At 64.7% G+C, this 25,432-nt stretch carries 25 protein-coding genes; 13 read left to right on the forward strand and 12 right to left on the reverse strand.

What is annotated here, in order from left to right; genetic code table 11:
- Window positions 1–183 precede the first annotated feature (183 nt).
- Entirely contained in the window at window positions 184–747 is a 564-nt protein-coding gene (locus I6F09_RS23770) for a chlorite dismutase family protein (RefSeq protein WP_225189170.1), read from the forward strand.
- On the opposite strand, the gene I6F09_RS23775 is transcribed toward I6F09_RS23770, so the two are convergent.
- Window positions 744–1,142 carry a gamma-glutamylcyclotransferase family protein gene (locus I6F09_RS23775; protein WP_225189171.1) on the reverse strand — a complete coding sequence of 133 codons (399 nt, stop codon included), beginning with the start codon at window positions 1,140–1,142 and terminating at the stop codon, window positions 744–746. The genes I6F09_RS23770 and I6F09_RS23775 overlap by 4 nt on opposite strands.
- Before the next feature lie 76 nt (window positions 1,143–1,218).
- Between I6F09_RS23775 and I6F09_RS23780 the strand changes: the two genes are divergently transcribed.
- Window positions 1,219–2,022 (forward strand): N-formylglutamate amidohydrolase, encoded by an 804-nt coding sequence (locus I6F09_RS23780; RefSeq protein ID WP_225189172.1) that lies wholly within the window; start codon window positions 1,219–1,221, stop codon window positions 2,020–2,022.
- A 4-nt stretch (window positions 2,023–2,026) separates the two neighbouring features.
- Here the strand turns inward: I6F09_RS23780 and I6F09_RS23785 are convergent, their stop codons facing one another.
- Entirely contained in the window at window positions 2,027–2,647 is a 621-nt protein-coding gene (locus I6F09_RS23785) for a LysE family translocator (protein WP_081494564.1), read from the reverse strand.
- Between the two features lie 125 nt (window positions 2,648–2,772).
- Here I6F09_RS23785 and I6F09_RS23790 point away from each other — a divergent pair, with 125 nt between their 5' ends.
- Both I6F09_RS23790 and I6F09_RS23795 read left to right on the forward strand, forming a co-directional pair.
- Window positions 2,773–3,087 (forward strand): helix-turn-helix domain-containing protein, encoded by a 315-nt coding sequence (locus I6F09_RS23790; protein WP_036040181.1) that lies wholly within the window; start codon window positions 2,773–2,775, stop codon window positions 3,085–3,087.
- Between the two features lie 28 nt (window positions 3,088–3,115).
- The gene (locus I6F09_RS23795; RefSeq protein ID WP_036009564.1) at window positions 3,116–3,628 is read left to right on the forward strand and encodes an SRPBCC family protein; all 513 of its coding nucleotides are present in this window, start codon (window positions 3,116–3,118) and stop codon (window positions 3,626–3,628) included.
- A gap of 153 nt (window positions 3,629–3,781) precedes the next feature.
- Here I6F09_RS23795 and I6F09_RS23800 read toward each other — a convergent pair whose 3' ends face one another.
- The gene (locus I6F09_RS23800; protein WP_128264068.1) at window positions 3,782–4,552 is read right to left on the reverse strand and encodes a DUF2189 domain-containing protein; all 771 of its coding nucleotides are present in this window, start codon (window positions 4,550–4,552) and stop codon (window positions 3,782–3,784) included.
- A gap of 240 nt (window positions 4,553–4,792) precedes the next feature.
- Between I6F09_RS23800 and I6F09_RS23805 the strand changes: the two genes are divergently transcribed.
- Entirely contained in the window at window positions 4,793–7,021 is a 2,229-nt protein-coding gene (locus I6F09_RS23805; protein WP_225114071.1) for an ATP-binding protein, read from the forward strand.
- Window position 7,022: 1 nt separating this feature from the next.
- On the opposite strand, the gene I6F09_RS23810 is transcribed toward I6F09_RS23805, so the two are convergent.
- The 7 genes from I6F09_RS23810 to I6F09_RS23840 all read right to left on the reverse strand — a co-directional run bounded on the left by I6F09_RS23810 (window position 7,023) and on the right by I6F09_RS23840 (window position 12,789).
- Window positions 7,023–7,466 carry a hypothetical protein gene (locus tag I6F09_RS23810; RefSeq protein ID WP_225158090.1) on the reverse strand — a complete coding sequence of 148 codons (444 nt, stop codon included), beginning with the start codon at window positions 7,464–7,466 and terminating at the stop codon, window positions 7,023–7,025.
- A gap of 2 nt (window positions 7,467–7,468) precedes the next feature.
- On the reverse strand, window positions 7,469–7,837 hold the full coding sequence (locus tag I6F09_RS23815) for a nuclear transport factor 2 family protein (RefSeq protein WP_225126766.1): 369 nt from the start codon (window positions 7,835–7,837) through the stop codon (window positions 7,469–7,471).
- Window positions 7,838–7,920: 83 nt separating this feature from the next.
- A complete protein-coding gene (locus I6F09_RS23820; RefSeq protein ID WP_225158091.1) occupies window positions 7,921–8,388 on the reverse strand; it encodes a MarR family transcriptional regulator in 468 nt (155 codons plus the stop codon).
- A gap of 26 nt (window positions 8,389–8,414) precedes the next feature.
- A complete protein-coding gene (locus I6F09_RS23825; protein WP_225189173.1) occupies window positions 8,415–10,025 on the reverse strand; it encodes an acyl-CoA synthetase in 1,611 nt (536 codons plus the stop codon).
- A gap of 190 nt (window positions 10,026–10,215) precedes the next feature.
- Window positions 10,216–11,352 carry an epoxide hydrolase family protein gene (locus tag I6F09_RS23830; protein WP_225114074.1) on the reverse strand — a complete coding sequence of 379 codons (1,137 nt, stop codon included), beginning with the start codon at window positions 11,350–11,352 and terminating at the stop codon, window positions 10,216–10,218.
- Window positions 11,353–11,573: 221 nt separating this feature from the next.
- On the reverse strand, window positions 11,574–12,029 hold the full coding sequence (locus tag I6F09_RS23835) for a GatB/YqeY domain-containing protein (protein WP_036009550.1): 456 nt from the start codon (window positions 12,027–12,029) through the stop codon (window positions 11,574–11,576).
- Between the two features lie 58 nt (window positions 12,030–12,087).
- Entirely contained in the window at window positions 12,088–12,789 is a 702-nt protein-coding gene (locus tag I6F09_RS23840) for an alpha/beta hydrolase (protein WP_225114075.1), read from the reverse strand.
- A 146-nt stretch (window positions 12,790–12,935) separates the two neighbouring features.
- Here I6F09_RS23840 and carA point away from each other — a divergent pair, with 146 nt between their 5' ends.
- The gene (gene carA / locus I6F09_RS23845; RefSeq protein WP_225189174.1) at window positions 12,936–14,126 is read left to right on the forward strand and encodes a glutamine-hydrolyzing carbamoyl-phosphate synthase small subunit; all 1,191 of its coding nucleotides are present in this window, start codon (window positions 12,936–12,938) and stop codon (window positions 14,124–14,126) included.
- Window positions 14,127–14,373: 247 nt separating this feature from the next.
- The gene (locus tag I6F09_RS23850) at window positions 14,374–14,895 is read left to right on the forward strand and encodes a cupin domain-containing protein (RefSeq protein WP_225189175.1); all 522 of its coding nucleotides are present in this window, start codon (window positions 14,374–14,376) and stop codon (window positions 14,893–14,895) included.
- Between the two features lie 139 nt (window positions 14,896–15,034).
- Here the strand turns inward: I6F09_RS23850 and I6F09_RS23855 are convergent, their stop codons facing one another.
- The gene (locus tag I6F09_RS23855; RefSeq protein WP_036009542.1) at window positions 15,035–15,559 is read right to left on the reverse strand and encodes a DNA starvation/stationary phase protection protein; all 525 of its coding nucleotides are present in this window, start codon (window positions 15,557–15,559) and stop codon (window positions 15,035–15,037) included.
- A 105-nt stretch (window positions 15,560–15,664) separates the two neighbouring features.
- Here I6F09_RS23855 and I6F09_RS23860 point away from each other — a divergent pair, with 105 nt between their 5' ends.
- The 3 genes from I6F09_RS23860 (at window position 15,665) to greA (ending at window position 20,950) form a co-directional block, all read left to right on the forward strand.
- Window positions 15,665–16,366, forward strand: a complete 702-nt coding sequence (locus I6F09_RS23860) for a class I SAM-dependent methyltransferase (protein ID WP_225189176.1) — start codon at window positions 15,665–15,667, stop codon at window positions 16,364–16,366.
- Window positions 16,367–16,798: 432 nt separating this feature from the next.
- Window positions 16,799–20,263, forward strand: a complete 3,465-nt coding sequence (gene carB / locus I6F09_RS23865; RefSeq protein WP_225158094.1) for a carbamoyl-phosphate synthase large subunit — start codon at window positions 16,799–16,801, stop codon at window positions 20,261–20,263.
- Between the two features lie 213 nt (window positions 20,264–20,476).
- The gene (greA, locus tag I6F09_RS23870; protein WP_036009537.1) at window positions 20,477–20,950 is read left to right on the forward strand and encodes a transcription elongation factor GreA; all 474 of its coding nucleotides are present in this window, start codon (window positions 20,477–20,479) and stop codon (window positions 20,948–20,950) included.
- Window positions 20,951–21,189: 239 nt separating this feature from the next.
- On the opposite strand, the gene I6F09_RS23875 is transcribed toward greA, so the two are convergent.
- Entirely contained in the window at window positions 21,190–21,669 is a 480-nt protein-coding gene (locus I6F09_RS23875) for an Lrp/AsnC family transcriptional regulator (RefSeq protein WP_008135853.1), read from the reverse strand.
- A 267-nt stretch (window positions 21,670–21,936) separates the two neighbouring features.
- Between I6F09_RS23875 and trxB the strand changes: the two genes are divergently transcribed.
- From trxB to I6F09_RS23890, 3 genes are all read left to right on the forward strand, one after another.
- Window positions 21,937–22,902 carry a thioredoxin-disulfide reductase gene (gene trxB / locus I6F09_RS23880; RefSeq protein ID WP_128264079.1) on the forward strand — a complete coding sequence of 322 codons (966 nt, stop codon included), beginning with the start codon at window positions 21,937–21,939 and terminating at the stop codon, window positions 22,900–22,902.
- 4 nt (window positions 22,903–22,906) lie between these two features.
- A complete protein-coding gene (locus tag I6F09_RS23885; RefSeq protein WP_025032176.1) occupies window positions 22,907–23,830 on the forward strand; it encodes a LysR family transcriptional regulator in 924 nt (307 codons plus the stop codon).
- A gap of 446 nt (window positions 23,831–24,276) precedes the next feature.
- Window positions 24,277–25,185 (forward strand): 4-hydroxy-tetrahydrodipicolinate synthase, encoded by a 909-nt coding sequence (locus tag I6F09_RS23890; protein WP_225189177.1) that lies wholly within the window; start codon window positions 24,277–24,279, stop codon window positions 25,183–25,185.
- The last annotated feature ends 247 nt before the right edge of the window (window positions 25,186–25,432 follow it).

Here is a 25,432-nt window from a genome sequence, read left to right on the forward strand (position 1 = left end):
TTTGTCGGGCTTATCCGCGCTGTTCACAGCCCTCTCCGTCATTCCGGGGCGCCCCGAAGGGGCGAGCCCGGAATCCATCGAGCCACTGGAATGCTGGGAGAAATGGATTCCGGGCTCGCGCTGCGCGCGCCCCGGAATGACAGAAAGCTTGAACCGCGCCCGGTTCCACGCTTCCATACCGCCATGTTCAGGACCTTTCGGGGCGGCCAGACCGGGGGTTGGCGGGTGACCTCGCTCTCGCCTGTGACTGGCGAGTCCCTGCCCTTCGTGCCGGCGCTGTCGGTGACCGACAGCGAGGCCGTCTCGTTGCCGCTGGTGCCCTCGCGCAATGCCTGGCGGCTGGTCGGCGTCGCCAGCAGCCTGCGCTACACCGAGCGGGCCGAGAAGCAGCAGCTCGTCGCCGTGCAGGCCGGCCTCGGCCGGCTGGAGGCCACCAGCGCGGCGCTGATCCCGATCCGCAAGTCGCAGGCCTGGTGGGAGCTGACCCAGGAAGAGCGCCGCAAGATTTTTGAGGACAAGTCGCACCACATTGCCAGCAGTCTTCGTTTTCTGCCCGCGATCGCGCGCCAGCTCTATCATTGCCGCGACCTCGGCGGCCCCTTCGATTTCCTGACCTGGTTCGAATTCGCCCCCGTGCACGCCTCGCTGTTCGAGGAGCTGGTGGCGATGCTGCGGCGGACCGAGGAGTGGACCTATGTCGAGCGCGAGGTCGACGTGCGCGTGGTCAAGGAAGTGCTGTCGGCTTAGCGATCGAGGAAGCGCCCGGACTCGATGATCGGCAGATCGGTGACGGGCCAATTGTAGACGTAGGTCCACACGTTTTCGCTGGCGCCGTCGGGCAACGTCACCTCCACCATCTGCCGCAGATATTCGGTCGGCTCCGGATAGCCCTCGCCGCAGGCCTCGTACATGTCGAGCTCGCGCAGGAGCTCGTCCGGCACGCGCAGGTGAAAGAGCTCGCCATGGACGATGTCGGTCGGCGCCTCGGAGAGCAGCAATCCCGGATAGTGCTTCACCAGAACGAGCCGGCCGCGGCAGGTGGCTTCACTGAGGAATTCCGCATGGCCGGCCAGCAGCCGCGCCATCGGGTGGTCGAAGCCGCGCATCAGGGTGCCGTAAACGAAAAGTCGATCCGAGCTCATGCCGTTCCAACGTTGCGGCATCGGTGCGATACCGCTACTCCGTTTACACAGTTTGTCATTCCATAGGCAAATCAGGATGGCTTTGGATATAGCCGACGCAACTGACCAGCTGCTCGGCGAGGACGACATTCCGCCCGTGCATGAGGTGAATACGGCAGGGACATCGCCGTTCCTGCTCACCGCGGACCATTACGGACGGGTGCTGCCGCGCGCGCTCGGCGATCTCGGCGTCGCGGAGAGCGATCTCGTCAGGCACATCGCCTGGGATATCGGCATCGCCGGCGTCGCCGAGCGGCTCGCCGAGATGCTCGATGCGCATCTGATCGCGCAGCGTTATTCGCGCCTGGTGATCGACTGCAACCGCCCGCCCGGCGTCGAAAGCTCGATTCCCGTGATCTCCGAGGCGACCGCCATCCCCGGCAATGAGGATCTGTCGGCCGCGGCCAAGGAGATGCGCCGGCGCGAGATCTTCGATCCCTATCACCGCCGGATTAGCGCTGCGATCGATGCGCGCATCAGGGCGGGCAGGCCGACGGTGCTGGTGGCGCTGCACAGCTTCACGCCGGTCTATTACGGCGAGCCGCGGCCCTGGCACATCGGCACGCTCTATCACCGCGACACCGTGCTGCCGCTTCTGATGCTGCAGCATTTGCGGGCCGAGAGCGCGCTCGTCGTCGGCGACAACCAGCCTTATGCGGTGAGCGACATCACCGACTATACCATCCCCGTCCACGGCGAGGCGCGCGGCCTCGTCAACACCGGCATCGAGATCCGCCAGGACCTGATCGCCGAGGAGAGCGGCCAGCAGCAATGGGCCGAGCGGCTGGCGCGGATCCTGCGCGAGATCGACGCCACGCTGCGCGAGCAGGGAATGAGTTAAGCGGTCACTTCGCCCGCGTCAGTGCCAGCCAGATGCCGCCGCCGATCATGAAGCCGCCTGAGATGCGCGACACCATCCGCGTGCGCCGCGCCGAGAAGAATTTTCGGGCGCGCCCCGCGGCAATCGCGTAGAGCGCATCGGTCATCACCGCCGTCACCATGAAGGTGGCACCCAGCAGCGCGACCTGCGGGAAATGCGGTTGGCTCATGTCCATGAATTGCGGGATGAAAGCGCCGAAGAACACCAGCACCTTGGGGTTCGACAGCAGCACCAGGAATCCCTGCAGGAAGAAGCCGCCGCGCGGCGGCGGAGGCGGCGCATCGACATCGACGCCTTCGACCGGCTCCCAGATCAGCTTGATGCCGAGCCAGATCAGATATGCGGCGCCGGCAAAGCGCACCCAATCGAACCAATAGCCCATGGTCGCCATCAGCGAGGTCAGGCCGATCGCGACGATGCCGATGACGATGGCAAGCCCGGCCTGCGCGCCGGCCACGTTGATGAGCGCCGCACGCGTGCCGTGGCGCAAGCCATTGGCGATGACGAGGGTGACGATCGGCCCCGGCAGCAGCGCCAGCGCAATGCAGGCGGCGACGAAGGCGAGGTAGGCTTGCATGGACATCATGGGAGGGACTCGCTGAAGGCGGTTTCGCCGCATTAATGCATGGCGAGCGCTGGAACGGAAGACGCGTCAGTCGCTCCAAGCCGATCCCTTGACATGCAACCATTTAGTTGCCTATTATCGCCGCCATGGATGAGGTCTTCAAGGCGCTCGCGGATAGCTCGCGACGTTCGCTGCTCGACAGGCTTCACGCCAGAAACGGCCAGACACTGAACGAGCTCTGCGAGGGGCTTGCGATGACGCGACAGGCCGTCACCAAGCACCTTGCCATCCTGGAGGAAGCGAACCTCATCACCACCATCAGGCATGGACGCGAGAAGCTGCACTACCTCAACCCGATGCCGATCCATCAGATCGGCGAACGCTGGATCAGGAAGTTCGAGCGCAGCAAGCTCGCCGCGCTCAACGAGCTGAAACGTCAGTTGGAGAACGGCGACGAGTGAGTCCGCTCAACGAAGGATTTGATGCACGATGAACCTCGATCAATTCAAGCCGCTGACCGTCTACACCATCTACATCGCCTCGACGCCCGAGAAGGTGTGGGAGGCGCTGACGTCCGCCGAGTTCAGCCGGAAATATTTTTCCGGCTTTGCGGTGGAGATGGAGCCGAAGCTCGGCGGCAGTTTCGTCGTGCACGCGCCCGACGGCTCCGAGCACATCCGCGGCGAAGTGTTCGAATACGATCCGCCGAGGAGGCTCACGGTGAGCTGGAACGTCAATTGGCCGGACCTCGTGGAAAAGCTCGGCACCACCATCGTCACCTACGAGATCGAGCAGGCCGGCGAAGCCGTCCGCCTCACCCTGAGCCAACGCCACGACCGCGAGCTCAGCGACGACATCCTTTCCGGCGGCCGCACCGGCTGGCCCGCGATCCTCTCCGGATTGAAGAGCCTGCTGGAGACCGGCAAGGCGCCGCATATCGAGATGTCCCCGCCGGTGCGGTTGCTGGAGGCGCTGAAGGCGATGGGGATCAAGGTGCCTTGAGCGAGGCAATCTCCGCTGTCGTCCCGGGGCGCGCGAAGCGCGAGCCCGGGACCCATAACCACAGGATGAAGTTTGGCGAAGACTCGTGGTTACGACTTCGCGCCCCAACTTCTCCCTGGGGCTATGGGCCCCCGCCTTCGCGGGGGCGACGGCCTACACCGGCGCCACCAACCGGCGGTACAGGTGCCATGTCGCATGCCCGAGCACCGGCAGCGTGACCACCAGCCCGAGAAAATAGGGCAGCGCCGAGACGATCAGCAGCATCACGATCAATGCGGCCCAACCGATCATCGGCAGCGGGCTCGTCACCACCGCGCGCACGCTCGTCACCATGGCCGTGACGAAATCGACCTCGCGATCGAGCAGCAGCGGGAACGACACCACGGTCAGCGAGAACAGGATCAGCGACAGCACGGCCCCGACCGCATTGCCGATGGCCAGGAACAGCAGGCCCTCGCTGGTCGTCAGCACCACCGTCATGAATTCCTGCAAGCTCGAGAACGAGGCGTTGAGGCCGAGCAGCAGCGCGATCAGGAGCCGCACCTGGTACATCCAGACCACGAACACGAACAACGTCACGAAGGCCATCCAGCCGATCTCGCTGCGCGAGCGGATCGCGGACCAGATCGCAGCGAACGAGACCGGCTCGCCGCGCTCGCGGCGCCGGCTGACTTCGTAGAGGCCGATCGCAACGAACGGTCCGATCAGCGCGAAGCCGGCAGCGAGGGGATAGACCAGGTAGACCATGCCGAAGGCAGTGAGACAGAGCATGATGACGATGCCGCCGGCGGCATAGAGCGCGCCGAAGCAGAGACCGTAGAGCGGCAGCGCCTGGAAATCGCGCAGGCCCTCGACCAGCGCCTCGGCGATGTCGACCGCCGCCACGGGACGCACCACCGGATCGACCTTGCCCGAGATGGACATCAGCTTCCTCCGCACATCGGCGCGATCTTCGTCGCGCGCATGCCGCGATATTAGCGCCGCCGCGCGGCGGCGCAACTTGATGCCGGCCGGCGCGAAGGGTGGCAGTGACAAGACGATGCTCGCACGGCGAAATCGTTAGCCTTTCGCGCGATTTTTGCAACGCCCGCTATGGACGGGGCAGATGATCGTGCCGCAAATTGCACCTCCGAATACCGCCGCCCGAGAGCCGATCGCCCACCGATGAGCCTGCGTACCCGGTTACTTATCCTCGTCATCGCGGCCATGCTCGTGCCGGCGATTCTGGTCGGGCTGCGCTTCGTGCAGAACCGGACGAGCGAGATCGACGCGGCGCTGGCCAATCTCGCCGCATCCGCCGACGACATCGCCAGCGATCTCGGCGAGAAGATCCAGGGGACTGCCCAGCTTCATTACGGGCTCGCCCGCGCCCGCGACCTCGACACGCGCGACAAGGCGGCATGCTCGGCGTTTCTGTCGGATGTCCGCGAGGAATATCCGCAGTTCACGGGTATCCTGACCATCGATCCCGACGGCAGGCTGTTCTGCGACTCGCTGCGGACCAACCGCACGCTCGACCTGAACGACCGCGGCTATTTCAAAGAGGTCCAGACTCTTCACGGCCTCGTCGCGGTGGAACCGGTGTTCGGCCGCCTCACCGGACTGTCGGTGCTGCAGATCGCCTATCCGGTGCGATCGGATACGGGCGCGCTGAAATTCGTGCTGCTGGCCTCCTTCAACCTGAACAAATTCGCGGAGTTTCACGACAAGCGGCTGCTCGCCGAGAAGGACATCCTGCTTGTCGACGCCAAGGGCACGGTCCTGGCCGCCCCCAAGCGCGGCGGCTGGAGCGTACCCATCGGCGACTCCATTGCGGGCTCCGACCTGTTCCGCTTCGCGGCAGATCCCGACGGCGAACCATTCCGGGAGATCGCCGATCGCGACGGCCGCACGCAGATCTGGGGCGTTGCCCGCTCGCCCGCGATCCGCAAGGCCGGACTCTATATCTTGGTGGGGCGGTCCAAGGACGGACTGATCGCGGCAGCGAACCGCCGGCTTTACGAGGACATGGCGATCCTGGCGGTGGCCTCGCTGCTGCTCCTCGCCGGCCTCTGGATCCTCACGACGGTGAGCATCGGACGGCAGGTCGGGCGGCTCGCTGCCATGGCGAAGAGCCTGGGGCACGGCGATCTCAGCGCGCGCATTCCGGAGCCCCACCCGGGGGGCGAGCTCGGCGGGTTGATGACGCTGCTCAACAGCACGGCCGAATCGCTCGAGCAGCAGCGCGCCGCCATCGCCGATCTCAGCCACAAGCTCAGCCAGTCGCAGAAGATGGAAGCCATGGGCCAGCTCACGGGCGGCGTGGCGCACGATTTCAACAATCTCCTGACCGTCATTCTCGGCAATTCCGAGCACCTCGCCGACAGGCTTGCAGGTAACAAGGAATTGCACCGGATCGCCGACGACATTGCGACCGCCGCCGAGCGGGGTTCCGACCTGACGCGGAGCCTGCTCGCCTTCGCGCGCAAGCAGCCGCTGCGGCCGCGCGAGATCGACATCGCCGAGCAGGTGACCGGCATGAAGCAGCTTCTGCAGCGGACCCTGGGCGAGCACATCGAATCCAGCTTCACGTTCGCGCCGGATCTCTGGCTCGCCAGCGTCGATCCCGGCCAATTGGCGACGGCCGTGCTCAACCTCGTGCTCAACGCGCGCGACGCGATGCCTGACGGCGGCAAGCTGATGGTCGAGGTGCGGAATGCATCGCTCGGTGAATCCGACCTCGACGTCAACGGCGAGCCGCGGCCCGGCGACTACGTCATGCTGGCCGTGAAGGATACCGGGTCCGGCATGAGCAGCGAGGTGTTGCAGCGCGCGTTCGAGCCGTTCTTCACCACCAAGGAGGTCGGCAAGGGCACCGGCCTTGGCCTCAGCATGGTCTACGGATTTGCGCAACAATCCGGCGGACTCGTGCAGATGCAGTCCGAACCGGGTCAAGGCAGCGTGGTCAGGCTGTTCTTTCCTCGCCTGCCGACGTCGTCGAGCGAGGAGCCGTCACCGGCAGCGCGTGTCGCCGCACCCGAGGGATACGAGACGATCCTCGTCGTCGAGGACGACGACATGGTGCGCGCCTATGTCGAGAACGAGCTGAAGGCGCTCGGCTACCGCGTCATCACGACGGCAAACGGACCCGCGGCGCTGGACGTGCTGCGCCAGTCCGCGGACATCCAACTGCTGTTCACCGACGTCGTGATGCCCGGCGGCATGTTCGGGCCGGAGCTGGCGAGGCAGGCCGTTCAACTGCGGCCTGGCCTCAAGGTGCTCTTCACGTCCGGCTACAGCCAGGATCCGGTCAAGACGCCCGACGGGATCGACGCGCGCATTCTGACCAAGCCGTTCCGGCGCAAGGAGCTCGCCGCGATGCTGCGCGCGGCCCTCTCGGAGCCGCCGCGCTAGATCAGGACGCGATGGTGAGCTGCAGCGCCATTGCGAGATTAGCGGCGAACAGAGCCGCATCGATCACGAAGATCCGGAGCATCGGGCCCTTCAACACCGGCCAATAGGCCACCCCGACGCGGCCGCCGCGCATCAGCACCGGGACGTTATAGGCGAACTGGCTGAAATGGCAGGCGGCAAAGAACAGGAACAGCGCGAGCTGCGCTTCGACCGGTTGGAAGAAGGACGGACGGGCGGCCAGAAGATAGAGCGACAAGAGCCCGATCGGCAGATTCATGCCGCCGAGGAACGCAACGCTCGCCGCAAGGGTCGGCGCGATCGGATTGCTGCGCTCCTCCCGCGGCAGCAGGATCTTCAACGTGTTGGTTTGCGCGATGCTGAACTGGATGAACGCGCCCACGAACCAGAGCGTGTTGAGAAGCAGGACGATATCCGAAAATCGCATGGTCATTTTCCGTAAAAGGCTTCACTGCGCACCACACGGCCCGCATCGTCGAAGTCCATGAATTCGCTGGCGCGCGTATCGCCCAATTGCCACCACACCGTCAGTCGCGCGATCGCCTCGTCCCAGCTCCAGTCCAGGATCTTCAGGTCGGCGCTTTCGATGTGGCCGTAGGCTTTCCGCCAGTAGGCGCGAATGTTCTCGGCGCCGGTGACGGTCGGAGACCCCGTCAGGGTGAGCGCGAGAGGGCTGCGCATCTGTGCATCGTCGGCGAAATGGGCGACGACCGCGTCGATGTCCACTTTGCGCCAGTTCGCGCACCATGCCGCGACGAAGCTTGCAGCGGCCGCGCGGTCCATTGCCTGTCCGCTCACGACACGGATCCTCCCTTCGGCTTGTGGCCCGGAAGGTGGCAAAGCGCGCGCCTCATGTCAACTATGTTGACTTGAGATTTAGGTCAGTTGTTGTCGGCGATCGCCTCCATCACGCCGATCCATCCCGCCGCACCGCTCGCCCCGGCGCGCGCGAACGCTTCGTGCAGGACCTGGCGCTCGTGGTCCGAGGCCCGTTGCTCGATGCGCCGCCCCGCTTCCGTCAGGCGCAGCAATTTCGAGCGGTGCTGCTCCGGCGCCCGCTTCGAGGTCAGGAGCTTGCGCTCCAGCAGCAGATTGAGCGGCCGGTTGAGGGCCTGCTTGGAAATGCCGAGGATCTCGATCAGCGCGCCGATGGCGATGTCGGGCCGGCGCGCCACAACGTAGAGGATGCGATGGTGCGGACGCGACAGGCCCTGCTTGGCCAGATATGCGTCGGCCTCAAGCGTCATGCCGCGCCAGCCGTAATACATGAGCTCCAGCGCCGTATCGAGCTCGTGCAGCTTTGCAAGCGAGGCGCGGTGAAGCCCCGCGGCTTGAGACGTCTTTGCCATGGTCGGAAGCCAGCCCTTGTAAGAAGTCAGCCTTTGGCCCGCAGCTCGCGGCGCAGCACCTTGCCTGTTGCCGTCATCGGCAGCGTCTCCGTGAATTCGACGAAGCGCGGATATTCGTGCGCGGCGAGCTGCACCTTGACGAAGTCCTGAATCTCGCGCGCGAGCGTGTCGCTGCCGGCAAAGCCCGGACGCAGCACGATCCAGGCCTTGATCGATTCGGTGCGGATCGGATCGGGAATGCCGACCACCGCAGCCATGGCCACCGACGGATGTTTCATCAGCGTGTGCTCGATCTCGGAGGGGCCGACGCGATAGCCGGCGGTGGTGATGACGTCGTCCTCGCGGCTGACGTACCAGAAATAGCCGTCCTCGTCCTGCACGCCGAGATCGCCGGTGAGCAGGAAGTCGCCGGCATATTTCTTCGCGGTCGCCTCCGGATTACGCCAATATTCGAGCATGGTGACGGGGCACGGCTGGCGCACGCCGATGATGCCGCGCTGCCCCCGCGGCAATTCCTCGCCCTTGTCGTTGACGATGCGGACATCGAAACCCGGCGTCGCCTTGCCCATCGAACCCGGGCGGATCGGAAACAGGTTCGCGTTGCTGCCGATCACGAGGTTGCACTCGGTCTGGCCGAACACCTCATGCGCGTCGACACCAAACGTCTCGCGCACCCAGCCGAGCAATTCACCCCCGAGCGATTCGCCGCCGGTGAAGATGCTGCGCAGCTTGACGCCGGAATGCTTGACGCCGGCCTGCCGCATCAGCTTCAGCGCCGTCGGCGGCAGGAAGACGTTGCGGACGGCAAGATCGGCCATCATCTGCATCGCCGCCTGCGGCTCGAATTTCCGCGCGCGATGGCCGACCAGGGGAATGCCGTGGTACCAGAACGCGAGCAGACCGTTGATGAGCCCGCCGATCCAGGCCCAATCCGCCGGCGTCCACATGAGATCGCCGGGCTTGGGCAAGAAGTTGTGGCACATCTCCACGTTCGGCAGATGGCCGAGCACGACACGATGCGCATGCAGCGCGCCCTTCGGGTTACCCGTCGTGCCCGAGGTGTAGATGATCAGCGCGGGATCGTCGGCCGAAGTATCCGCGCGCGTAAAGTCGGGCGAAGCGGCCTTCACCGCATCCCAGAACGATGTCGTGCCGGCGGGCACGCGCGCGCCGGCGATGTAGACGTTCCTCAGCTCCGGCAGGCGGTCGCGGATCTTGGACAGCTTTTCCCAGCCGGCTTCGTCGGTGACGATCGCCTTGGCCTCGGAGTTCGACAGACGGAATTCCAGCGCGTCCTCGCCGAACAGGGCGAACAGCGGGATCGAGATCAGGGCCGAGCGAAACGCCGCCATGTGCACGATCGGCAATTCCAGCGACTGCGACAGGAACACCGCGACGCGGTCGCCCCGCACAAGCCCGTCCGCCCACAGCACATTGGCGAAGCGGCGCGACATCTCCGCGATCTCGTCGAAGGTGGTGCGGCTGGTGGCGCCGGTGTCGTCGACATAGATCAGCGCAAGCCGGCCGGTGCCGTCGGCGTAGCGATCGCAGCACGCTTCCGCGATGTTGAAGCGCGCAGGGATATCCCAACGGAAGTTGCGCACGAGTTCGTCGTAGGTTGCGGCTTCGGTCAGCATGGGCTTGGTCGTCTTCCCGGTGTCTTGTTGTTATGACCCAGTCTAAAGCTGTGAGTGCTCGGAACAAGAGCCCCGCGACGTCATTCCGGGGCGACGCGTCAGCGTCGAGCCCGGAATCCATTGCGCAGCGTTTGCTGCGGCCCGATGGATTCCGGGTTCGCCCTACGAGCGCCCCGGAATGACGGCGTGGTTAGCGCACGGTCGCAAAAAACTTCCGGACATCGCGCACGAACAGCTCCGGCTGCTCGAAGGCGGCGAAGTGACCGCCCTTCTCCATCTCACTCCAATGCGTGATGTCATGGAAGTTCGGCTCCATCCAGCGCCGCACCGGCGTGACGATCTCCTTGGGGAACACCGCGACACCCGTCGGCACCTTCACCACCGGCGTGGTGCGGCGCTTGCCAAAGCTCTCCCAATAGAGCCGCGCCGACGAGGTCGCCGTCTGCGTCGCCCAATAGAGCATGACGTTGTCGAGCAGCTCGTCCTTGCTGAAGATGTTTTCGGGGTGGCCATTGCAATCGGTCCAGGCCCAGAATTTTTCCAGGATCCAGGCCGCCTGGCCGCTCGGCGAATCCGTCAGGCCATAGCCGAGCGTCTGCGGCCGCGTCGACTGCTGCTTGGAATAGCCGGAGTCGAGATCGGCGTAGTGCTTGAGGCCGGCCAGCGCCCGCTTCTCCTCTGGCGTCGGCTCGCCCTCGACCTTCGGTGCCGCGTTGAAGGCGAGCGTGATGTGGATGCCGGCGCAATGAGTGGGGTCCTGCGCTCCGAGCGAGGTCGTCACCGCCGAGCCCCAGTCGCCGCCTTGCGCGCCATAACGCGCGTAGCCCAGGCGGTCCATCAGCTTGGCCCAGGTCGCGGCAATGCGATCGACGCCCCAGCCGGTGGTCCCCGGCTTGCCCGAGAAGCCGAAGCCAGGCAGCGAGGGGCAGATCACGTGAAAGGCATCGGCGGGATTGCCGCCATGCGCGGCGGGATCGGTGAGCGGCGCGATCACCTTCTGGAACTCGACGATGGAGCCGGGCCAGCCGTGGGTGATGATCAACGGAAGCGCCGACGGCTCCTTCGCGCGCGCATGAATGAAGTGGATGTCGAGGCCGTCGATCTCCGTGGTGAACTGCGCAAAGCGATTGAGCTTTGCCTCGCGCGAGCGCCAGTCATACTCGTTGGCCCAATAGGTGCAGATCTCCTGGATCCATTTCAGCGGCGCGCCCTGGCTCCAGTCGTCGACCAGCTCGCGCTCCGGCCAGCGCGTGCGGGCGAGGCGTGACTTCAGGTCGGCGAGGACGTCGTCGCTGATGGCGATGCGAAACGGCTTGATGACGGTCATCGGTTGCTCCCGATTTGTTCCTGCCGGGAGAGTAGACCGAACCTATGCGGCATCAAAGGTGCCCCTTCTCCCCTTGTGGGAGAAGGTGGCGCGAAGCGCCGGATGAGGGGTCTCTATCCGCGTGAACTACTGGGAGAGGATCGCTCGCGGAGAAAGACCCCTCACCCGTCTCGCCGCTACGCGGCGAGCCACCCTCTCCCACAAGGGGAGAGGGGAAGAAGCTAGCCCGACAGCGCTGCCTTCACGAGACCAGACGCCTTGCCAAAATCCATCTGGCCCGCGTATTTCGCGCGCAGCACGGCGATCACCTTGCCCATGTCCTTCATGCCGGCAGCGCCGGTCTCGGCAATCGCATCCGCGATCGCCTTCTTCACGTCGTCATCGGACATCTGCTTCGGCAGATACGCCGAGATCACCGCGATCTCCTCGCGCTCCTGCGCGGCAAGCTCGGCGCGGCCGCCCTTGTCGTAGAGCTCGACCGCCTCCTGACGCTGCTTGATCATCTTCTGCAGCACTGCCAGGATGTCGGCGTCCGACAGCGGCGGCTTGCCGCTGCCGCGCGCGTCGATGTCGGCGTTCTTGATGGTCGAGTTGACCATGCGCAGCGTGGACAGCTTGCGCTCGTCCTTGGCCTTCATGGCCTCCTTGACCGCATTGTTGATGTCGTCGCGCAGCATGATCGTGATCCCTTCGATATAAACGCCTGATCTAGGCCCTTTGCGGCCGTCGCACAACCTAGCTCCCCAGCCATTCGGTCAGCGCCTGAACCGTCGCCTCCGGCTGTTCGGCTTGCGGCAGGTGCCCGCAGCGATCGAGAATCACGAGCCTGGCGCCGGCGATGCCTTCGGCCATCTCCTTGGAGAAGGCGTTGGGGATGGTGTTGTCGGCATCGCCCGTCAGCACCAGCGTCGGGCATGTGATCGTCGCCAGCAAGGAGCGCGAATCCACCCGTGCGATGATCGCGGTCTGCTGCCGCAGATAGCCTTCGACGCCGACGTCCTCGTCCTGCGCATGCACGAGCCTGAGAATCTCGGCATCGTCGCGCCGCGACGGATGCACGAGCTCCGGAAAACTCTCCTCGCGCACGGCGCGCAGCTCGCCGCGTCTGGCGCGCTCCATCTGAGCGCGGCGGCGCGCGGTGGCCTCCGGCGAGTCGGGCCGCGCCTGCGTGTTGATCAGCGCGAGTTTTGTCACGCGCTCGCTGGCCTGGCGCATGATCTCGAAGGCGATGTAGCCACCCATGGAATGGCCGGCGAGGGCGAAGCGCGGCGGCGCCTCGGCGAGGATGCGGCGGGCGATCGCAACCATGCTGTCGTCGCGGATGTGGTTGGCGACCGTCACCGGCCCGAAACGCCAGAGCGCAGGGATCACGGGCGCATAGATCCGGGCCGAGGACGCCAGCCCCGGAACCAGCACAATGGGGGTGGTCTGGTCCATTATTGCCTCGCAAGCCCAGGAAATTGCCGGAAATTGTGCGTCCGAGCTTAAGGGTGGGAGGAGGCCTGTCAAATATGCAAAAACGCATGTGAATCGGCCCTCTCTCGCTTTGACGTGCACACGCGGGGGGCTTATGAAGCGGGCTCATGACACAACATGACAACGATCCCCCCTGGCCGGACCACAAACCGACCGCGCTCCTCGTGCTTGCCGACGGCACGGTGCTGGAGGGCTTTGGTCTCGGCGCCGAGGGCCACGCCGTCGGCGAGGTCTGCTTCAACACCGCAATGACCGGCTATGAGGAGATCCTGACCGATCCCTCCTATGCCGGCCAGCTCATCACCTTCACCTTCCCGCATATCGGCAATGTCGGCACCAATGAGGACGACATCGAGACGGTGAACATGGCCGCGACGCCCGGCGCGCGCGGCGTGATCCTGCGCACCGCGATCACCAATCCCTCGAACTACCGCGCCACCAAGCATCTCGATGCCTGGCTCAAGGCCCGCGGCATCATCGGCCTCTCCGGCATCGACACCCGCGCGCTGACCGCGCTGATCCGCTCCAAGGGCATGCCGAACGCCGTGATCGCGCACTCGAAGTCTGGCGAGTTCGATTTGCACGGCCTCAAGGAAGAGGCGCGCGAATGGCCGGGCCTCGAGGGCATGGACCTCGTGCCGATGGTGACGAGCGGCCAGCGCTTCACCTGGGACGAGATGCCCTGGGCCTGGGACAAGGGCTTCGGCCGCCAGGACAAGCCCGAGTTCAACGTCGTCGCCATCGACTACGGCATCAAGCGCAACATCCTGCGCCTGCTCGCCGGTGTCGGCTGCAAGGTGACGGTGGTGCCGGCGACGACCCCCGCCGAAGACATCCTGGCGTTGAAGCCGGACGGCGTGTTCCTGTCCAACGGTCCGGGCGATCCGGCCGCGACCGGCAAATATGCCGTGCCCGTGATCCGCGACGTGATCAAGTCGGGCACGCCGACCTTCGGCATCTGCCTTGGCCACCAGATGCTGGGCCTTGCCGTCGGCGCCAAGACCAAGAAGATGCATCAGGGCCATCACGGGGCCAATCACCCGGTGAAGGACGAGACCACCGGCAAGGTCGAGATCACCTCGATGAACCACGGCTTTGCCGTGGACGAGACGACGCTGCCGAAGGGCGCGACGCAGACCCACATTTCCTTGTTTGATGGATCCAACTGCGGCATCCAGCTCGACGGCAAGCCGGTATTCTCCGTGCAATATCATCCCGAGGCCTCACCCGGCCCGCGCGACTCGCATTACCTGTTCCAGCGCTTCGCCGACCTGATGCGGCAGAGGAAGAGGGCGTAAGGCGCGTTCTCCACGGATACTTCACGACAAAAGCCCGGGCTCGCCCCGGGCTTTTCGTCATTCCGGGGCGCGCGTAGCGCGAGCCCGGAATCCATCTGACAACAGACTTTGCAGTGTCATGGATTCTCTGATGCGCAATTGCGCATCATAGCTCGACGCTGCGCGTCGCCCCGGAATGACGGTGGAACGAGGAACGTCGCCGCACGCGTTTGGTTGATCCCTGCTATTCTTGCGCAGGAGCACAGCCATGTCCGTCGTCCGCGACAAGGCCGAGCCGCTCGCCGTTGTTTTCGAGGATGACGGGCTCGTGCCGAACAACATCCTTCCGTTCCTGGTCTACCAGGGCGCGGTGAAGCTCGACCCAAAGCGCCCGGAAGAGACCATCGAGAATCTGTTCGAAGCGAACGGCTGGGGCGGGACGTGGCGCAACGGCGTCTACGATTATCTGCATTATCATGCGACGGTGCATGAGGTGCTCGGCGTCGCGCGCGGCAGCGCCCGCGTGCGTTTCGGCGGCGATCACGGCCAGGAGCTTCAGATCAAGGCCGGCGACGTTGCGATCCTGCCCGCCGGCACCGGACATCAATGCATCAAGGCGAGCGATGATTTTTGCGTGATCGGCGCCTATCCGCCAGGCGCAAAAATGGAGATCACGCGCGCAACGCCGGAGAACCATGCGAAAGCGCTGAAGACGATTCCGCAAGTGGCGCTGCCGCCGGCTGATCCCGTGACGGGGAAGGACGGCGCGCTGATGCGGTTGTGGCGGTAGCCACACGCGTGGTGCAGTAGGGTGGGTTAGCCAAAGGCGTAACCCACCTCTTCTGTTTCCGCGGACAGAGACAGTGGTGGGTTACGCCTTGCAGATGCGCTTCGCGCTTCTGCGAGGCTAACCCACCCTGCGCATCCCGTTACGCCTCGTTGCCGCCCTCCTGCCTCGTCGCTTCAAACAGGAACCAGGTGCGGCGCTCGGTCTCGTCGATGAAGTTCTCCAAAATGCTGGCGCTGGCAACGTCGCCGGCCTCGTCGCAGACGTCGTGCGCCTTGCGCATCGCGGCTGCGACGTGCTTGTTGTCCTGCATCAGCTCGCGCAGCATCTCGCGCGGCGGAACGTAGTCCTCGTTGTTGTCCTTGATGGTCTGGAGCTTTGCGACCTGGCCGATCGACTTCAGCGTGGTGCCGCCGATCTTGCGGACGCGCTCGGCGAGCTGGTCGGTGGTGGCGAAGATCTGGTCGGACTGCTCGTCGAGCAGCAGATGGTAATCGCGGAAGTGGCGCCCGCTGATGTGCCAGTGGAAATTCTTGGTCTTCAGATAAAGCGCGAACGCGTCGGCCAGAAGCACGTTGAGCGCCTCAGAGACTTTCTTGACCCCGTCGGGCGACAGATCCGTGGGGGTATCGAGTTCGGGCGAGACCTTGTTGTTGGTTTTGCTCACGGGAGACCTTCCTGTTAGGACGCGGACATTGACGGCGCGCCGCCGCACCCCTAACGCAAGGTGGGCAGCGCGGTTCCTAGATAGGAACCCCTGGGCGGGATACCAATGGACGATTGGATCGATTATTACGACTCGACGCATACGATCTATGTCAGCAAGCTGCATCGCAACTTGCACTTCCAGATCATTGCGCGGGACATCATCGGCTACATCCCCTCGCCCGATGCGACGGTGCTGGACTATGCCTGCGGCGAAGCGCTGTCGGCGAGCCAGGTGGCGGCCGCCTGCGGCATGCTGATCCTGGCCGAGCCCGCGCCGGGCGTGCGCGGCCGGCTGATCGCGCGGTTTGCCCCAAACACCAAGATCCGCGTCCGCTCGCTCGAGGACGTCCGCAAGATGCAGGATCAGTCGATCGATCTCGTCGTGATGAACTCGGTCGCACAATACATGACGCCGGACGAACTCGATGCGGCGCTATTGAACACCCGCCGCATCCTGAAACCCTCCGGCAAGCTGGTGCTGGGCGACATTCTACAGCCCAATGTCGGCATGGTCAGGGATGTGATGGCGCTGCTCGGGTTCGGCCTGCGTCACGGATTTCTGAAGGACGCGCTGATCGGGCTGATCAGCACCGCGCTGTCGGATTATCGCCAGCTGCGCTCGAAGATCGGACTGCAGCGCTACAGCGAGGACGAGATCACGGCCAAGCTGAAGGCGGCGGGCTTCGCGGTCCAGCGCGCCCACAGCAATATCGGGCACAACCGCTGGCGCATGACCTTCATTGCGAGGCCGCCTCTGGTCCGTTAAGCATAACGATCAGCTGAGGTGGCCTGGCGCACGCCGATCGGGAATAATCCTGATGGCCCGGTGGCGGAAATGTCTACGCGGGGGCGGTGCATCGCTCTTCATCCTGGTTCAAATCCAGGCCGGGTCTCCACGCTTCGCCCCTGCGGGCTACGCGTGGCGCAGCCACGCAAGACCCGAAGGGGCGAAGCGTGTCCGGCGTAGCTGGAGCATAGCGGAAGCGGAGACGGACTGCCCGCCCGCCCCGACGATGCCGGCAACGCACCGTCAAACCCCTGAAAATTGGCGGTTGATGGGCGTTTTTCGGGGTTTCGCCGCTCCAAAAACTGGTTTAAGACCCACCCGCGCGCGAGGGAGACCCCGCGCTCTCGCCAAATGGGGACGCGCGGCAAGCGCGCCCTTTTTTTGTGCCCAGATCCCAGCCCGTGAGCGGTGATGCCCAAACGAACCGACATCTCGACCATCCTGATCATCGGCGCCGGTCCCATCGTGATCGGCCAGGCCTGCGAGTTCGACTATTCGGGCACGCAGGCGGTGAAGACGCTGAAGGAAGAGGGCTATCGCATCGTCCTCGTCAATTCCAACCCGGCCACCATCATGACCGACCCGGAATTGGCGGATGCGACCTATATCGAGCCGATCACGCCCGAGATCGTTGCCAAGATCATCGAGAAGGAACGTCACGTCATTCCCGGCGGCTTCGCGCTGCTGCCGACCATGGGCGGCCAGACCGCGCTGAACTGCGCGCTGTCGCTGCGCCGCCAGGGCACGCTGGAGAAGTTCGACGTCGAGATGATCGGCGCCACCGCCGATGCCATCGACAAGGCGGAAGACCGCCAGCTCTTCCGCGAGGCCATGACCAAGATCGGGCTCGAGACGCCGAAGTCTCGGCTCGCCAACGCCTCCGAGCTGAAGAAGTCGTTCCGCGAGAAGTACCAGGCCGAACGCGCAAAGCTGTCGGGCGCCGCGCTCGAAGAGCTCGACCGGCAGTGGACGCTCGGCGAGAGCGAGCGTCGCAAGCGCTACCAGGAATACGCCTTCGGCCAGGCCATGATGGCGCTGTCCGAGATCGGCCTGCCCGCGATCATCCGCCCCTCCTTCACGATGGGTGGCACCGGCGGCGGCATCGCCTACAACAAGGAAGAGTTCCTCGACATCATCGAGCGCGGCCTTGACGCGTCTCCCACCAACGAAGTGCTGATCGAGGAGTCCGTGCTCGGCTGGAAAGAGTACGAGATGGAGGTGGTGCGCGACAAGAAAGACAATTGCATCATCGTCTGCTCGATCGAGAACCTCGATCCGATGGGCGTGCACACCGGCGATTCCATCACGGTGGCGCCGGCGCTGACGCTGACCGACAAGGAATACCAGATCATGCGCGACGCCTCGCTGGCGGTGCTGCGCGAGATCGGGGTCGAGACCGGCGGCTCCAACGTTCAGTTCGGCGTCAATCCCGAAGACGGCCGCATGGTCGTCATCGAGATGAATCCGCGCGTGTCGCGCTCCTCCGCGCTGGCCTCGAAAGCCACCGGTTTTCCGATCGCCAAGGTCGCCGCCAAGCTCGCGGTCGGCTACACGCTCGACGAGATCGCCAATGACATCACCGGCGGTGCCACGCCGGCGTCATTCGAGCCGACCATCGACTACGTCGTCACCAAGGTGCCGCGTTTTGCCTTCGAGAAATTCCCGGGCGCCTCGACCACGCTGACCACCTCGATGAAATCGGTCGGCGAGGTCATGGCGATCGGCCGCACCTTCCAGGAAAGCCTGCAAAAGGCGCTGCGCGGGCTCGAGACGGGATTGACCGGCCTCGACGAGATCGAGATCGAGGGCCTCGGCCGCGACGACGACAAGAACGCGATCCGCGCCGCGCTCGGCACCCCGACGCCGAACCGCATCCTCCAGGTCGCCCAGGCCATGCGGCTCGGCTGGTCGAACGAGGACATCTTCAACTCCTGCAAGATCGATCCGTGGTTCCTCGCCGAGATGCGCGGCATCGTCGAGATGGAGGAGAAGGTCAGGAAGAACGGCCTGCCTGGCAACGCTTTCGGCATGCGCACGCTGAAGGCCATGGGCTTCTCCGACGCGCGGCTCGCCGTGCTGGCCGAGACGACGGAGGCCGAAGTCAAGGCCAAGCGCCACGCGCTCGGCGTCCACCCGGTGTACAAGCGCATCGACACCTGCGCGGCCGAGTTCGCCTCGCCGACCGCCTACATGTACTCGACCTATGAGGCGCCGTTCGCCGGCCTGCCCGCGGACGAGAGCGCGCCGTCCGACAAGAAGAAGGTCATCATTCTCGGCGGCGGTCCCAACCGCATCGGCCAGGGCATCGAGTTCGACTATTGCTGCTGTCACGCCTGCTTCGCGCTGCATGACGCCGGCTACGAATCCATCATGATCAACTGCAATCCGGAGACGGTGTCGACCGACTACGACACAGCCGACCGGCTCTATTTCGAGCCGCTCACCGCCGAGGACGTGCTGGAGATCATCGCCAAGGAGCGCAGCAACGGCACGCTGCACGGCGTGATCGTGCAGTTCGGCGGCCAGACGCCGCTGAAGCTGGCGCGCGCGCTGGAAGCCGCCGAAGTGCCGATCCTCGGCACCTCGCCCGACGCCATCGACCTCGCCGAGGACCGCGACCGCTTCAAGCGCGTGCTCGACAAGCTGCGCCTCAAGCAACCGAAGAACGGCATCGCCTATTCGGTCGAGCAGGCCCGCCTCGTCTCCGCCGATCTCGGCCTGCCGCTGGTGGTGCGCCCGTCCTACGTGCTCGGCGGCCGCGCGATGCAGATCATCCGCGAGGAGAACCAGCTCAATGATTATCTGCTCGGCACGCTGCCGGAGCTGGTGCCGGCCGACGTCAAGGCGCGCTATCCGAACGACAAGACCGGGCAGATCAACACCGTGCTCGGCAAGAACCCGCTGCTGTTCGACCGCTATCTGTCGGACGCCACGGAAATCGACGTCGACTGCCTGTGCGACGGCAAGGACACCTTCATCGTCGGCATCATGGAGCACATCGAGGAAGCCGGCATCCATTCCGGCGACAGCGCCTGCTCGCTGCCGCCGCACTCGCTCGATGAGAAAATGATCGAGGAGCTGGAGCGGCAGACCCGCGAGCTCGCGCTCGGCCTCGACGTCATTGGCCTGATGAACGTGCAATACGCCATCAAGGACGGCGAGATCTACGTGCTCGAGGTCAATCCGCGCGCCTCGCGCACCGTGCCGTTCGTCGCCAAGGTGGTCGGGACGCCGGTCGCCAAGATCGCCGCGCGCATCATGGCCGGCGAGAAGCTTGCCGATTTCAAGCTGAAGAAGGCGGCGCTCAAGCACGTCGGCGTCAAGGAATCGGTCTTCCCGTTCGCACGCTTCCCCGGCGTCGACACTGTGCTCGGCCCCGAGATGCGCTCGACCGGCGAGGTCATGGGAATCGACCGCTCGTTTGCGGTCGCCTTCGCCAAGAGTCAGCTCGGCGGCGGCACGCGGGTGCCGCGCAAGGGCACCGTGTTCGTCTCGGTGCGCGAAAGCGACAAGACGCGCATCGCGGATGCCGTGCGCGAATTGCATTCGCTCGGCTTCAAGGTGCTGGCGACCTCGGGCACGGCGCGCTTCCTGACCGACCAGGGCATCCCGACCGAGAAGGTGAACAAGGTGCTGGAAGGGCGGCCGCACATCGTCGATGCCATCACCAATGGCGACGTCCAGCTCGTCTTCAACACCACCGAAGGCCCGCAGGCGCTGGCCGACAGCCGCTCGCTGCGGCGCGCGGCCCTCTTGCATAAAGTGCCATATTACACCACTCTTTCCGGGGCCGTGGCGGCCGCGCAGGGCATCCGCGCCTATTTGGGTGGGGACCTTGAGGTTCGTACCCTGCAGAGCTACTTTTCGGAAACCTGATCGCTAGCGGCAGCGAAGCTTCCGCTAAGTGATTGGCAATGAAGCCACAATGGCCGGAGGAACCGATCCGGCCAGGTGGCAGTTCTGTTCCGGCGCTAAAGCCCATATCTGTCAAGGTCCGGCAGCCCCTCTTTGGGCTCTGGAGGACTGACGAATCAAGGTTGCGGCGCCCATCCGCATTCTGGGGCGCACGATCGAAGGACGAGAGAGACGATGGAAAAGGTTCCGATGACCCAGGCCGGCTTTGTCGCGCTCGGGGAAGAATTGAAGCAGCGCCAGTCCGTGGACCGTCCGCGGATCATCGAGCATATCGCGGAGGCGCGCTCGCACGGAGACCTGTCGGAGAACGCGGAATATCATGCCGCGAAGGAAGAGCAGTCGCACAATGAGGGTCGCATCGCCGAGCTTGAGGACAAGCTCGCGCGCGCCGACATCATCGACATCTCCAAGCTCTCCGGCGACACCATCAAGTTCGGCGCCACCGTGACGCTGGTCGATGAGGACACCGAGAAGAAGACGGTGTGGCAGATCGTCGGCGAGGTCGAGGCGGACGCCAAGAAGGGCCGGATCTCGATCACCTCGCCGCTCGCACGCGCATTGATCGGCAAGAAGAAGGGCGCCACGGTCGAGGTCAACACGCCGGGCGGCGCCAAGGCGTATGAGATTACCAAGGTGGAGTGGCGGTAAGGACTTGCTGCTGCGTCTGCTGACGTTTCGAAAAGGCCGCGCAGTGCGCGGCCTTTTTGGCGTGTTGCTGGAGTTGTGGCGGACACACGTTCTCACCACACGTCATTGCGAGCGGAGCGAAGCAATCCAGACTGCCTCTGCGGAAAGACACTGGATTGCTTCGCTCCGCTCGCAATGACGGAGAGGACCGTGGACTGGTCTTCACCTCTCCCCGTAAGAACGGGGAGAGGGAAAAGACCCTACCGTCGTCCCTTCACCTCGAGCGGCACGGCCGCCTCGTACTTCGAATTGTGCAGCACCAATGACGTGCGCACGTTGCGGACATGCGGTGCCGCCGTCAGATGCGTGACGAAATCCTGGAAAGTCGCCATGTCGGGTGCGACGCATTTCAGGATGAAATCGACCTCGCCGGACAGCATCCAGCATTCCCGCACCAGGGGCTCGGCGCGGACGAACTCCTCGAACGCGCGCAAATCCGCTTCGGCCTGGCTGGACAGGTGCACGGCGGCGAAAACGGTGACGTCGAAGCCCAGCTTGCGTGCGTCCAGGAGGCCGCGATAGCCGTGGATGTAACCCTCCTCCTCGAGCGCCCGGACGCGGCGCAGACAGGGGGGCGGCGAGATGCCGACGCGCTTGGCCAGTTCGACATTGGTGATTCGACCGTCGGCCTGAATCTCGGTGAGAATTTTCAGGTCGATCTCGTCTAGGTTCCGCGACACGTGATTGGAACTCCTGGCCTTTGCGGCGGTATTGGGTGGACTTGTCGAAATCCTCATAGCCCAATCCGCACCGCCGGCGCAATTTTATTGCGCGTGCAGCGCAATCGACTTTTGTTCCCTGTTGGAAAAATCCGCCGATAGGGAATGCAATTCTTGCATGGCTCGCCAGATTGCTTAGATTAGCTCTGATATTTCAGCGCCTCCGCTAGGCCTCCCGGCACATTCCGCGCCCGCGCTGCAAATCCCCCGTGAAAGGCGTCCATCGAAATGTCCGCTCCTGTTCATGCAAAGGTCGTCATCATCGGCTCCGGCCCGGCTGGCTACACCGCCGCGATCTACGCCGCGCGCGCGATGCTTGAGCCGATCCTGATCCAGGGCATCCAACCCGGCGGCCAGCTCACCATCACGACCGACGTCGAGAACTATCCAGGCTTCGCCGACGTGATCCAGGGCCCTTGGCTGATGGAGCAGATGGAGAAGCAGGCGGTCCATGTCGGCACCAAGATCGTCTCCGACCTGGTGACCAAGCTGGAGACGGCGCAGCGGCCGTTCCGCCTCACCTGCGACTCTGGCGACGTCTATCTCGCCGAGACCGTGATCCTGGCCACCGGCGCGCAGGCGCGCTGGCTCGGGCTGCCGTCGGAAGCCAAGTTCCAGGGCGGCGGCGTGTCGGCCTGCGCCACCTGCGACGGCTTCTTCTACCGTGGCAAGGAGGTGATCGTGGTCGGCGGCGGCAACACCGCAGTCGAGGAAGCCCTGTACCTCACCAACCATGCCTCGCAGGTCACGATCGTGCATCGTCGCGATCATTTCCGGGCCGAGCGCATCCTGCAGGAGCGCCTGTTCAAGCATCCGAAGATCAAGGTGATCTGGGACGCCGCGGTCGACGAGATCTGCGGCACCGAGAACCCCAACAAGGTCACCCATGTCCGGCTCAAGAACGTCAAGACCGGCGCGCTCACGGACGTCAAGGCCGACGGCATCTTCATCGCCATCGGGCATGCGCCCGCGACCGAGCTGGTCAAGGATCAGGTCAAGCTGAAACCCTCCGGCTATATCGAGGTCGCCCCGAACTCGACCGCGACCTCGATGCCCGGCCTGTTCGCCGCCGGCGACGTCGCCGACGAAACCTATCGCCAGGCCGTGACGGCCGCCGGCCTCGGCTGCATGGCCGCACTCGAAGCCGAACGTTTCTTGGCCCTTCGCGCCAGCGAGCGCGCGGCAGCGGAATAGAATCATGCCCCGAACACGCGACGGATTTACGGATATGGACTGGGACAAGCTGAAGGTGTTTCACGCCGCGGCGGAAGCGGGCAGCTTCACGCATGCGGGCGAGCAGCTCGGCCTGTCGCAATCAGCGGTGTCGCGCCAGGTCTCGGCGCTGGAGCAGGAGCTCTCGGTCTCGCTGTTCCACCGCCACGCCCGCGGCCTGATCCTTACCGAGCAGGGCGACCTGTTGTTCCGCACGGCGCATGACGTGTTCATGCAGCTGCAGGCGGCGCGCGCCAAGCTGACCGACAGCCGCGAACGGCCGAGCGGCGATCTCAAGATCACCACCACGCCCGGCGTCGGCATCAACTGGCTGATCCCGCGGCTCGGCGAATTCACCGCGCTCTATCCGGAGATCCGCATCTCGCTGATCGTCACCGACGAGGAGCTCGATCTGTCGATGCGCGAGGCTGACGTCGCGATCCGCACCCGCAAGCCGACGCAGCCGGATCTGATCCAGCGCAAGCTGTTCGCGATGGGCTTCCACGCCTATTGCTCGCCGGAATACATCAAGCGCTTCGGCACGCCGCGCACGCTGGAGGAGCTCGACTCCCACCGCATCATCACGCTCTCGGACGGCAATTTCGCGCCGCACCTGCAAAACCGCAACTGGCTGATCGAAGCCGGGCGCAACGGCTCGGGTCCGCGCGAAGCCTACTTCAAGGTCAACAACATCCTCGGTCTCGTGCGCGCCTGCGCGCAGGGCCTCGGCATCGCCGCCCTGCCCGATTACCTGGTCGAGGAGCAGAGCAAGCTCGTGCAGCTGTTCGGCGAGTCGGACTCGATCCAGCTCGACACCTACTTCGTCTATCCCGAGGAGTTGAAGACGGTCGCGCGCGTGCAGGTGTTCCGTGACTTCGTGGTGAGCAAGGCGCAACGCTGGCCGTCCTGATTTCCGCATGACTGACATGCGGCCTCGGCTGTTGCTGCAAGGCACTCGGCAAGCCCATAATGTTTGCACGCTGAGCCTTCGCGTTGCGCATTTGTCCCCCTCCTCCAGTGGCGCGGGAGTTCAGTAATCCCTCTTGGAAGGTGATTGTGTCGGCCTCACGTGGCCAATACCTAAGCCGGGCCCTCGGGTCCGGCTTTTTTTCGTCAAAATGCGCTTCGCTCTCCGCGTGTGTTGACAGTTCCGCGCATACCCCGCATCATTCGCCCATGATCACGAAGTCGTGCGCAATCGTTTCGAAAAAAGGCCCCCATCCGGGGGCCTCGGAATATTGCGCGCGCTAAGCTGACTTCGTCATCGCGAGCCAATCCCGAAAACCCCGCCGCCTGGACGGGGTTTTTTCATGTGCCCTCCGTCTCAGGCATTTTTCCCGAGAAGGAGATGGAAACATGACCGGACTACGAGACCAATTGCGCGGGCTGTGGTTGCCGCTGGTGACGCCGTTCCAGGACGGCGCGCTGGACGAGAGGTCGCTGCGGCGGCTGACCCGGCACTATTGCGCGCACGGCATCGACGGCTTCATCCTGGGCGCGACATCTGGTGAAGGCATGACACTGCGCGCGGCCGAGCTCGAACGTCTCGTCGCCGTGGTGCGCGAGGAGATGGCGACCGCCGGCCGCAACCTGCCGATCTGCCTCGGACTGTCGGGCGCGGACACCTCGCGTCTGCAGGAGCGCCTCGACGAGACCGCGGACTGGCCGATCGACGGTTACTTGATCGCCAGTCCCTATTATGTGCGGCCGTCGCAGCGCGGCCTGCTGGCGCATTTCGAGACGCTCGCCGACCACGCCGCGTGGCCGATCGCGCTCTACAACATTCCCTATCGCTGCGCCGTCAACATCACCAACCAGACCATGCTGCGGCTGGCCGAGCACAAGAACATCGTCGGCCTGAAGGATTGCGGCGCGAGCCGTGAGCAATCGATCGCGCTCTTGCGCGACCGGCCGAAGGGCTTTCGCGTGCTCACCGGCGAGGACGCCAATTATTTCGAGGCGCTCAGTGACGGCGCTGACGGCGGCATCGTGCTCTCAGCCCATGTCGAGACCGCGACGTTCGCGGCAATCTATAGCGAGCACAAGCGCGGCAACCACGATGCGGCGCTGGCGCGCTGGCACGAGGCCGCCGAGCTGACGCGGCTGTTGTTCGCCGAGCCGAGCCCCGCGCCGGCGAAGTACTGGCTGTGGCGATCCGGCCTGATCGACAGCCCGGAGGTGCGCCTGCCGATGGTGGAAGTGAGCAGCGAGCTCGCGGCAACGATCGATCGCGAGATCGAGCGACGGGTGACGATCGCGGCGTAGTTTTCTCTCCGTGCACGCTGCTCTTCCTTCTCCCCTTGTGGGAGAAGGTGGCGCGAAGCGCCGGATGAGGGGTTTTCTCCAAGCTCAAGACTGTTTGTGTGGAGACAGACCCCTCACCCGTCTCGCCGCTCCGCGGCGAGCCACCCTCTCCCACAAGGGGAGAGGGTGAAAGCGTGCCCGTTTGGTTAACCGCGCCCCAACGGCCTTCGCAGCTGCCGCAATCCGTATCCACGTCTCGTTTACGTGA

It is taken from the genome of Bradyrhizobium sp. IC3195, from assembly GCF_020193585.1.
GTDB lineage: Bacteria > Pseudomonadota > Alphaproteobacteria > Rhizobiales > Xanthobacteraceae > Bradyrhizobium > Bradyrhizobium yuanmingense.